The 9,367-nt window shown below is 74.4% G+C and carries 9 protein-coding genes; 2 read left to right on the top strand and 7 right to left on the bottom strand.

Annotated features, from left to right (window positions below):
- Positions 1 to 113: 113 nt before the first annotated feature.
- The 4 genes from E4623_RS13820 to E4623_RS13800 form a co-directional block, all read right to left on the bottom strand.
- Positions 114 to 848 (bottom strand): hypothetical protein, encoded by a 735-nt coding sequence (locus E4623_RS13820; RefSeq protein WP_167736624.1) that lies wholly within the window; start codon positions 846 to 848, stop codon positions 114 to 116.
- Positions 849 to 955: 107 nt separating this feature from the next.
- Entirely contained in the window at positions 956 to 1,321 is a 366-nt protein-coding gene (locus E4623_RS13810) for an STAS domain-containing protein (protein ID WP_167736622.1), read from the bottom strand.
- Between the two features lie 213 nt (positions 1,322 to 1,534).
- The gene (locus E4623_RS13805) at positions 1,535 to 2,335 is read right to left on the bottom strand and encodes a hypothetical protein (protein WP_134767073.1); all 801 of its coding nucleotides are present in this window, start codon (positions 2,333 to 2,335) and stop codon (positions 1,535 to 1,537) included.
- Between the two features lie 135 nt (positions 2,336 to 2,470).
- Complete coding sequence (locus tag E4623_RS13800) at positions 2,471 to 4,138, bottom strand: bifunctional 3'-5' exonuclease/DNA polymerase (protein ID WP_134767072.1); 1,668 nt, start codon at positions 4,136 to 4,138, stop codon at positions 2,471 to 2,473.
- 71 nt (positions 4,139 to 4,209) lie between these two features.
- Between E4623_RS13800 and E4623_RS13795 the strand changes: the two genes are divergently transcribed.
- Positions 4,210 to 4,590, top strand: a complete 381-nt coding sequence (locus tag E4623_RS13795; protein WP_134767071.1) for a DUF2256 and DUF3253 domain-containing protein — start codon at positions 4,210 to 4,212, stop codon at positions 4,588 to 4,590.
- Between the two features lie 2 nt (positions 4,591 to 4,592).
- Here the strand turns inward: E4623_RS13795 and E4623_RS13790 are convergent, their stop codons facing one another.
- Entirely contained in the window at positions 4,593 to 5,459 is an 867-nt protein-coding gene (locus E4623_RS13790; RefSeq protein ID WP_134767070.1) for an NAD(P)H-binding protein, read from the bottom strand.
- A 79-nt stretch (positions 5,460 to 5,538) separates the two neighbouring features.
- On the opposite strand from E4623_RS13790, the gene E4623_RS13785 reads away from it, so the two are divergent.
- Complete coding sequence (locus E4623_RS13785; protein ID WP_134767069.1) at positions 5,539 to 6,258, top strand: TetR/AcrR family transcriptional regulator; 720 nt, start codon at positions 5,539 to 5,541, stop codon at positions 6,256 to 6,258.
- A 70-nt stretch (positions 6,259 to 6,328) separates the two neighbouring features.
- Here the strand turns inward: E4623_RS13785 and E4623_RS13780 are convergent, their stop codons facing one another.
- Positions 6,329 to 6,532, bottom strand: a complete 204-nt coding sequence (locus E4623_RS13780; RefSeq protein WP_134767068.1) for a cold-shock protein — start codon at positions 6,530 to 6,532, stop codon at positions 6,329 to 6,331.
- A 213-nt stretch (positions 6,533 to 6,745) separates the two neighbouring features.
- A complete protein-coding gene (locus E4623_RS13775) occupies positions 6,746 to 9,217 on the bottom strand; it encodes a metallophosphoesterase (RefSeq protein ID WP_134767067.1) in 2,472 nt (823 codons plus the stop codon).
- Positions 9,218 to 9,367: the final 150 nt, after the last annotated feature.

Raw genomic sequence — 9,367 nt, 5'->3', positions numbered from 1 at the left:
GACGATCTCCCCGAGGCTGCGGGTCTCATGACCCGAGGAACCCGAGGAACCCGACGCGCTCGACGCGCCCGTGGGCGTGGCTGCGTGGGTCGCGCCGAGGGGGTCGGAGGTGCTCATGCGGGCCCGCCGGGCAGACCAGCGCCCCGGCCGTAGCCGGCAGCGTCGGTGCCGAGCCCGGCATCGGTGCCCGGGGTGCCCGGGGTGCCCGTGGACGGTCGCGTGCCCGTGGCGGGCGCGGTGACGTCGTGGGTCGGGACGGCGACCGGGGTGGGCGGCACCGGCACGGCGGCCGGGGTCCCGGTGGGCAGCCCGAGGGACTGACCGACCGGCGGGCCGGCCGGGGCAGCGAGCTGGTCGGGCGAGGTGGTCGCCGGGGCGTCCGGACCGGCGTCCTTGACGCCGCGGGCGACCCGACCCACGACCACGCCGGCCACCAGGGCCCCGAGCAGGAACGTGCCGGGGCGCCGACGCGCGAAGTCACGGGCGTCGTCGAGCAGCTCACCGGGCTCACGGCCCTCGAGGTAACCCGTCAGCCTCTGCGCGTGCTGGGCGACCTCGCGGGCCACGTCGGCAGCCAGGCCACCCTCAGGCGCCTCGGCCATCGTGGCGAGGTCGTCACCAAAGGTGCCGAGGGTCACGACGAGGTTGTCACGCTGCTGCCGCGTCTGGTCGCCGAGCTGGCCACCGACCTGCGTACGAGCGTCGTCAAGGACCGAACGCACCTGCGACGTCGCCTCGCTCGCGACCTTCTTGGCCTCGCTCTGCGCCACGCCGGCGACGTGCTTGCCCTCCTCGGCCGCGGTCGACGCGGCCGCCTGTGCCTTCTCGCTGGTGGGGGTGTCACTCATGGTGCCTCCTGGGATCGGGCGGCGCGTCCCGGTCCGGGCGCGCCACTCCTCCCGGTGCCCATCCCCGGAGATCTACCGCCACCCGTGCAGGTGATTGGGACGTGGTGTCAGGCGACGCCGTCGGTCGGCACCACGACCCCGCCCCCGGGGACGGACGGGTCCGGGCGCGCGAAGGTCGCCTGGCGCTGCGTCCGCACCACCATCGTCCAGAACTCCTCGCTCGCCCCCGCCAGGACCACCCGGCCCGGGAGGCGCGACGCCAACCCCGTCCAGTGCCGGGCGAGGACGCCGAGACCCGAGGCGTCGACGAACGTCAGGCCCCGCAGGTCGACCGCGACGCGGACGGCGCCGCCGGCCACCAGCGAGTCGAGCGTGCGGCGCGCGCGGGCCGCGCCGACCACGTCGAGGCTGCCGGTGACGATGCACAGGACGTCGTCGCGCCCGTCGGACGAGGAGTGGAGGACATCGATCACGGCCCGGATCCGATCATGCGCTGGAGTGCCGGGAATGGAGCCACCTGACTGGTGGGACGCGAAGAACCCTCGGTACCTGGAACGGTACGTCACGCGACCGGTGCGCGCAGCCGTTCGACGCGATCCTCCCGGTGTGTCGCCCGATGGGGTGGACGGGCGACGACCCTGCCCCTCCCCGAGGGAGCGGCAAGGTCGTCACGGGTCCTCCGGCGATCAGGATCGCGGCAGTCCGCCGAGGAGGCCGCCGAGGAGGTCGCCCAACCCGGCCTGGACCTCCTCGAGGATCGGGTTGAGCTGGTCGAGCGGGGTGCCGGCCAGCGCGCCCTGCACGGTGTCGACGACCAGGTCGATCAGCCCGTCCGGGTCACTGGGCAGGTCGCCGGACGACAGCGCGCCGAGCACCTGCTCGAGGACGGCCGCGAGCTGGTCGGCCGGCAGGCCGGCGGCGGTGAGGGCGTCGACGACGGGCTGCAGGGCCGCGGCGAGCTGCTCGGGCGTCAGACCGCCACCGGCGAGCGCGTCGGCGATCTGCCGGGCGATCGCGTCGAGCTGGGCCGGGTCGAGGCCGGCGCCCGCGAGCGCGTCGAGGAGCCGCTGGAACACCTCGTTCTCCGAGGGTGTCTGCGGCGAGCCGGCGCGGTGGCACCGCGTGGCCGCCGCGCGGGCGTCGGCGTGGCGCGCCCGCTGCGTGCGCAGGTTGCGGATCGCCTTGCGGTTGACCTTGCGCGCCTGCTTCAGCCGCTTCTGGGTCGAGGTGGTGTGGCGCTTCTGGTGGACCTTCCTGGCCTTGCGCAGCTTCCGCGTCGTCTGCTTCTTGTGCTTCTTGGCCTGGGCGAGCTTCGTCCGGGTCTGACCGACCCGCTGGTCCTGCGCGGAGCAGGGGCCGGCAGCGCGGGCGGCGGCCGCGTCGGCGACCACGGCGGCGCTCGCGGGCGAAGCCGGGACGGCCGCGACGCCGAGCGCGACGGCGAGACCGGTGACGAGGATGAGGATCCTCTGGGCGATTCTGGACATCGGCAGTTCCTCTTCGATGGTGGGGAGCAACCCGTGGGGACGGACGCGCAACGGTTCTAGAACCTGCCGGGACGAGGTACCCGGGCCCTGCCCACCCATGCAGGACTCACCCGGCGGGGTGGGTGACCGCCGCGCTCAGGCCTCGACCGGTGCCGCACGCTTTCCCGCGTCGGCGTAGGAGCGCACGACCGAGGTGCTGAGCGGGAAGTCGATGGCCAGGTCACGGAACAGCAGCGCCGACGCCGTGGCGGCCGCCTCGACGGTCTGCGCCGCGACGGCGTCCGCCAGGTCGGCCGGAGCGTGGACGACGACCTCGTCGTGCAGGAAGAACACCAGGTGCGGACGGGTCTCGAGCCGTCCGGAGCCGAGCTGCCAGAGGCGGTTGCGCAGGTCGGCGATCCAGCACAGCGCCCACTCGGCACCCGTGCCCTGGACGACGAAGTTGCGGGTGAACCGGCCGTAGGCGCGGCGGACACGGGCCTGGCGGGCGTGGCTGTCGGCGTCGGCCGGGCCGTCGTCGTCGTGCTCCCACACCTCGCCGAGACCCGGCGAGCCGCGCCCGAGGAGCGTGCGGACCACCTGGCCGCGCTCGCCGGCCCGGGCGGCGTCCTCGACGAGGCCGAAGGCGTCGGGGTAGCGCCGGGTGAGACCGGCGACCATCCGGCCGCTCTCACCGCTGGTGGCGCCGTACATCGCCCCGAGCAGGCCGAGCTTGGCGTCGTTGCGGTGGGCGACCGCGCCGTCGTCGACCATGCCCTGGTAGAGGTCGGCGCCCCGGGCGGACCGGGCCAGCGCCCGGTCGCCGCTCATCCCGGCGAGCACGCGGGGCTCGAGCTGGGCGACGTCGGCGACGACGAGCACCCAGCCGTCGTCGGCCACGGCCGCCGGCCGCACCTGCACCGGGATCGAGAGCGCTCCCCCGCCGTTCGAGGACCACCGGCCGGTGCTCGACCCGGCCGGCTGGTAGGACGGGCGGAACCGACCCCCGCTCACCCACTGGTCGAGCCACGCCCACCCGTTGGTGGAGAACAGGTGGGCCAGCTGCTTGTGGCGCAGCAGCGGGACGACGCTCGGGTGGTCGAGCGCGCGCAGCGTCGAGGCCCGGGTGTCGGCGACGTCGAGGCCGGCGCGGCGCAGCGCGGCCAGCAGCTCGGGCCGCGAGTCCGGGTTGAGGCCGGGTGCGTCGAGGGCCCGCCGGACCTCGGCCACGAGCACCTCCAGACCCTGCGGCCGGGCACCGCGCGGCGGCCGGGGTCCGAGCAGGTCGACGAGCAGCCGTTCGTGGACGTCGACCCGCCACGGGATCCCGGCGTGGGTCATCTCGGCCGCGACGAGGGCGCCGGCCGACTCGGCCCCGAGCAGCAACCCGAGCCGACCGGGCTCGGCGGACGCCGCCACGGCGGCCCGCTGCCGGGCGTCCTCGACGTCGGCGCGCAGGTGCTCGGCGGTGTCGTCGATCTCGAACAGGGCCGGGTCGGACGGCCGGCTCGGTCCGAGCCGGTGCCAGTGCTCGGACTGCTCACCCTCGAGCAGCCGGTGGTCGACCGCGGGCGCCCGCCGCAGCAGGTGGTGCCCCAGGCGCAGGTCGTGGCAGCGCGCGACCCGGACGCCGGCGGCCAGCAGCGGCGGGTACCAGCGGGCGGTGTCGTCCCAGACCCACCGCGGGGCCCCGGTCCCGGAGTCGTCGGCCTCGCGCTCGGCGACGTGGGCCGGGAGGTCGGCCGCCGGCAGCACCCGCTCGGCCCCACCCTCGGCGACCAGCACCTCGCCGTCCGGCAGCCGCGAGAGGGAGACCCTGGTCATGGGCCCACCCTGGCACCCGCCACCGACGGCGCGCGCGGAGCGGGTTCGACCCCGCCGGGCAGGATGGCGACGTGACCCCCGCCCCGAAGACCTGTGAGTCGTGCGGCCGCCGGATCGAGTGGCGCAAGAAGTGGGAGCGGAGCTGGGACGAGGTCCGCTACTGCTCAGCCGCGTGCCGCAAGCGCCGGGTCGGCCCCACCGACCGGGCGCTGGAGGACGCCATCCTCGACCTGCTCCGGCGGCAGCGCTCGGGCGGGACGGTCGACGTCGCGGACGCCGTCCGTGCCGTCGCCGGCCCCGACGCGGACGCGGACGCGGGTGAGCTCACCGAGCCGGCGCGTCGGGCCGCGCGCCGGCTGGTCGCGTCGGGTGACGTCGAGATCGTCCAGCACGGTTCGGTGGTCGATCCCTCGACCGCCCGCGGGCCGATCCGGGTCCGCCGCGCCCGCTGAGGTCACGCGTCCGGCGGGAGCAGGGTCCGCAGCACCTCGTGCACCGGGACGGCCGAGCGGCCCAGGACCGACTCGAGCGCCGGGTCGGTGACGGCGAACTCACCGGCCCGGGCGGCACGGAACATGCCGAGGGTGAAGTCGGCGGCGGCCGGCGGCATCCCGTGCTCGACCGCGGACGCCGCCCACGCGTCGTCGGCGACGACGACGCGGGTGACCGGTCGGCCGGTCAGGTCTGCCACGACCGCTGCGACGTCCTCGAGGTCGAGCAGGTGCGGTGCGGTGAGCGGCGCCGTGACGCCGTCGAGGCCGCCGCCGGACGCGAGCGCGATCGCGGCCGCCTCGGCGAGGTCGTCGTGCGCGGTCCAGGACACCGGACCGTCCTCGGGGAGGGCAAGGCGCCCGGTGCGGAGCGCCTCGCCGAGGTAGTGGCCGAGGGTGGCTGCGTAGAACCCGTTGCGCAGCGCGGTGAAGGCGATCCCGAGCCCGGCGAGGTGCTCCTCCGTCGCGGCATGGGTGTGCTGCGGCAGGAACGCCGAGCTCCGTGACGCCGCCTGGTGGCTGGTGTAGAGGAGGCGCTCGGCGCCGGCGTCGCGAGCGGCGTCGATCGCCGCCAGGTTCGCGGCGACGGCGCCGGCGCCCCGGATCGCGGCGGAGACCACGAGCACGCGCGTGGCGCCCTCGAGTGCGTGGGCCAGCGTGGCCGGTTCGGTGAAGTCCCCCGCGCGGACCCGTACTCCCCGGTCGGCGAGGGACGTCGCCCGGGACGGGTCGCGGACGGTGACCCCGACCTGCCCTGCGGGGACCCGCTCGAGCAACCGCTCGACGATGCGGGACCCGAGCTGCCCGGTGGCACCGGTGACGATCAGCATGACTGCTCCTATCGATGATCTGTGGATGTCGTTATCAACGGTAACATCATCGATATCAAGAACGGGTTATCGTTGCTCCATGGCCATCGTGACCGAGGACCCCCGGCAGCGGATCGTCGAGGCAGCCACCCGCCTCCTGCGCGAGGAGGGCGCCTCCGCCCTCACGACCCGAGGGGTGGCGCAGGCGGCCGGGGTGCAGGCGCCGACGATCTACCGCCTCTTCGGCGACAAGGACGGACTCCTCGACGCGCTCGCCGAGCACGTGATGGCGACCTACGTCGCGGCGAAGGCGGCCCCCGGCCCGGACGGCGCCGGCCCGGACGGCGCCGGCCCGGTGGAGGAGCTGCGCGCGGGATGGCGGATGCACGTCGAGTTCGCCCTGGCGAACCCCGACCTCTATGCGCTGCTCCAGGCACCGGGACGCCTCGGCCCGTCGCCTGCGACCGTGGCCGGCATCGAGGTGCTCCGGGCGCGGGTGCGGAGGCTGGCGGCGGCGGGACTGCTCCGCGTCGACGAGGAGCGGGCGCTGCTGATGATCCACGCGGCCGGCAACGGGGCGGCCCTCGCCCTGCTCGCCACGCCGCCGGCCGAGCGCGACCCGGGGCTGTCGGAGGCGATGCTCGCGGCCGTCCTCGGCGCGATCCTGGCCACGGCACCGGCGACGCCCGACACGGCGGCGCACACCATCGCCGTCACCTTCGGCACCGTCGTCCCCACGCTGCCGGGACTGTCCGAGGCCGAGCGGACCCTGATGGGTGAGTGGCTCGCCCGGTCGCTCACCGGCCTCCGCGACACCTGACCGCGCCGGGCTCCACGTCCGGACGCACGAAGGGCCCCGACCGCGTGCGGTCGGGGCCCTACGAGTGAGATCAGGAAACGCGAACGTTCTCAGCCTGGGGACCCTTGGGGCCCTGGGCGAGGTCGAACTCGACCTTCTGGTTCTCGTCGAGCGACTTGTAGCCGCTGGTCTGGATCGCGGAGAAGTGGACGAACACGTCCTCGCCGCCACCATCCTGAGCGATGAAGCCGAAGCCCTTGTCAGCGTTGAACCACTTGACGGTGCCCTGAGCCATGATCTGTTCCCTTGTTCGGTGCCGGAAGCCGTGTGCTTCCGAGCCGCTGAAGACATCCACATGCTGATGTCCAGCGAACCGAAGACCAGAAAGTACTAGATACAAGCCACGACTACTTGCGCGGCGAGGACGGCGAGTTGCTGCCGTCCCTTCAACAAGCACCACAGTAGCGGGTCGGTGGTGGTTTCGGGGATTCGGGGCCGACCTGGTGCGTCAGGACCGTCGCGGCAGCTGGAACGTCACCGTGCCGACGGCCCGCTGCACCGACCCGGATCCTGGGTAGACGACCCGCAGCGTGGTCTGTCCGGCACCGAGCCGACGACGTGGCAGGTCGACCGTGGCCCGGCCCCCGCGCAGGCGGACGCGGCGGACGAGGTCGCCGTTGCCGCGGCGGATCTCGACCCGGCCACCGGCCGTGCCGCCCGGCACCTGCACCCGGACGGCGAGGCGGACCCGGGTGCGCAGCACCCGCAGCACGCTGGCGGTCACGACCGCGCGCCCGGGCGCGGGAGTCGGCGGGGTCACCGGGGCGTCCGGGTCGGGCACGGTGACCGCGAGCGACATAGAGGCAGCGAGGTGGGTCCGGGTCCGCGGGAACACGAGGGACACCGCGTGCGTGCCGACGTCGAGCACCCCGGCCGGCAGCGTGGTGGCGAACGTGCCTCCCTCGACCCTGGCGCGGGCCAGCTCCTGGCCGCCCGCGCTGACCACCACGGTGCCGGTGGCCGCCGAGCCCGAGCGGACCGTGCCGGCGATGCGGACGCCGTCCGTGCCGGTCATCGTCGCGGACGCCGTCATCACGGTGGCGCCGCGTCCGACGGTGAACTCGTCGATCACCCACGGTGCGGTGTCGGGCTGCTTGACGTCGTAGACCCAGCTGGTGACGGTGCGCGTCGCGGTGTCGAGGGCGGTGAAGACGCACAGGTCGTTGCTCTGCACGAACGGCAGCGGGACGCCGTCGGGGTTGGTGAACGGCTTGACCGACGGCAGGATCGGCTCGAGTCCCCCGGGGTTGCCCAGCGCGAGGTAGTTGTCGGCGTTCCAGGGGGCCGGCGGCAGCGGCCGGGTGCGGTTGGAGAGTCCGTCGAAGGCGCCGTAGGTGTTGCCGGTGTTGGAGGTCTCCATCCAGTTCGTGCCACCCGGCGAGCGGTAGCGGTTCCAGAGGTGGCTGTGGCCGTTGAGCACCAGGTCGGTGCCGGCCTCCTCCAGCAGCGGCTGCAGGTCGTGCAGCAGCATGTTGTCGCTGGGGTGGTACTCGTAGCGCACCGAGGTGAGCGCGCCGCTCGCGTCGCGGGTCTCGATCCGGTCGGGCTCGGCGAAGACCGGCATGATGTTGTCGCCGATCCCCTGCGGGCCCTCGTGCAGGACGACGACGGTGATCGCCGCGCTCTGGAACTCCTCGCTCGCGAGCTCCTCCTTCAACCACTCGTACTGCTCGCTGCCGGCGGCCAGCGACTCGAAGACGAACTCGCCGTAGCCCTGCGCCATCGGGTCGCCCAGCGTCGTGGCCGACTCCTGGTACCGGCTGGTCGCCGTGCGCTCGGCCGGCAGCGTGTTGGCGTTGGTGCCGCGCCAGATCCGGGTCGAGAACAGGCTGATCATCCGGACGTCGCCGACCGTGGTGGCGTAATACTTCTTGCCGCCGGGCGAGTCCTCGGGCAGCGAGAAGATCTCCTCGTAGGTGGTGGTGCTCCAGGAGTTGTCCTCGATCCACTGGGCCTCGACGGCGGGGTCGCCGGTCGGGTTCACGGTGGCCGCGACCTGTGCGTAGCGTCGCTCGGCGACCTCGCGGGGCACGCAGTTGTTGAGGTTGAGTGCGGTGAGCCCGTCGACGCGGCCCTGGACCTCGTGGTTGCCGATCGCCGGGTAGAGCACCGCCGACTGGACGATCTCGCCGCCGGCGTAGGAGCGACCGCCGGTCGAGACCCGTCCGCCGCGGCCCTGGAGGGCGGGGAAGAAGCCGCTGCCTCGGGTGTCGTCGAACCACTCCGAGGCGCGGTCGGGGACGTTGACGAGGTCGCCGGCGAGGAAGACGGCGTCGATCCGGCCGAGGGTCGCCTTCGCGACCTCCAGGTTGGCGGGGGTGTTGACCATCGCCTGGTGGTCGCTGGTCAGCAGGATCGTGGCGCCCTGGCCGGGCTTCGGCGCCGGCGCGAGCTCGAAGGTCCCGGACGCGGCGAACTCGCCGCCTGACGTGCTGACGATCCGGTACGGCGTCCGCTCGGTCAGCCCGGACGCGACGGCCTCGTGGCGGTGCACCTCCCGGGCGACCATCGTGTCCGGCTTCACCGGCACGTTCGAGGCGGCGTCCTCGACGACGCGGGAGAGCCGGAAGGAGTCGGCCGGGAAGCGGCGGACGCCGGGCACGGGGCTGCCGCCCGCCGCGGCGACCAGCTGCTCGTCGGTGAGCGCCTCCACGGCGCTGCCCACGAGGAGCGTGTGCCCGGCGCCGGCGTACTCGGTCATCCAGACCACCGAGACGCCGTCCGCGGTGGGGGCCTGCAGGAACGGGTCGGTGAGCAGCCCGAGCGTGCCGGCGCGCGCGGTCGACAGCGCGCGGGCCGTCCGGGCGGCAGCGGGGGCGGGGCGCAGGGCGGGGCTGAGCGCGAGCACGGACGCCGCGGCGGCGCCGGCGCCGACCACGGCGCGGCGCGACAGGGAGAGCTCGGACGGGACGAGGGACACGATGGTTTCCTTCGGGCTGGAGCACAGGACCGGGCCCGGACCCGGTGGGGACGCGGCGACCGTAGGAAGCCCGGGTCGCCGGGGCGTGAACGCAGCACGACGCGGGGCCGGACGGGGGAAGTCGGGTGCGCGGTCGCGATCGGACGGCGA

The sequence above is a fragment of the Nocardioides sp. 1609 genome (assembly GCF_004522105.1).
In the GTDB taxonomy this organism is placed as follows: domain Bacteria; phylum Actinomycetota; class Actinomycetes; order Propionibacteriales; family Nocardioidaceae; genus Nocardioides.
Note: the sequence above shows the minus strand (reverse complement) of the source record. Positions and strands in the feature narration are given on the sequence as shown.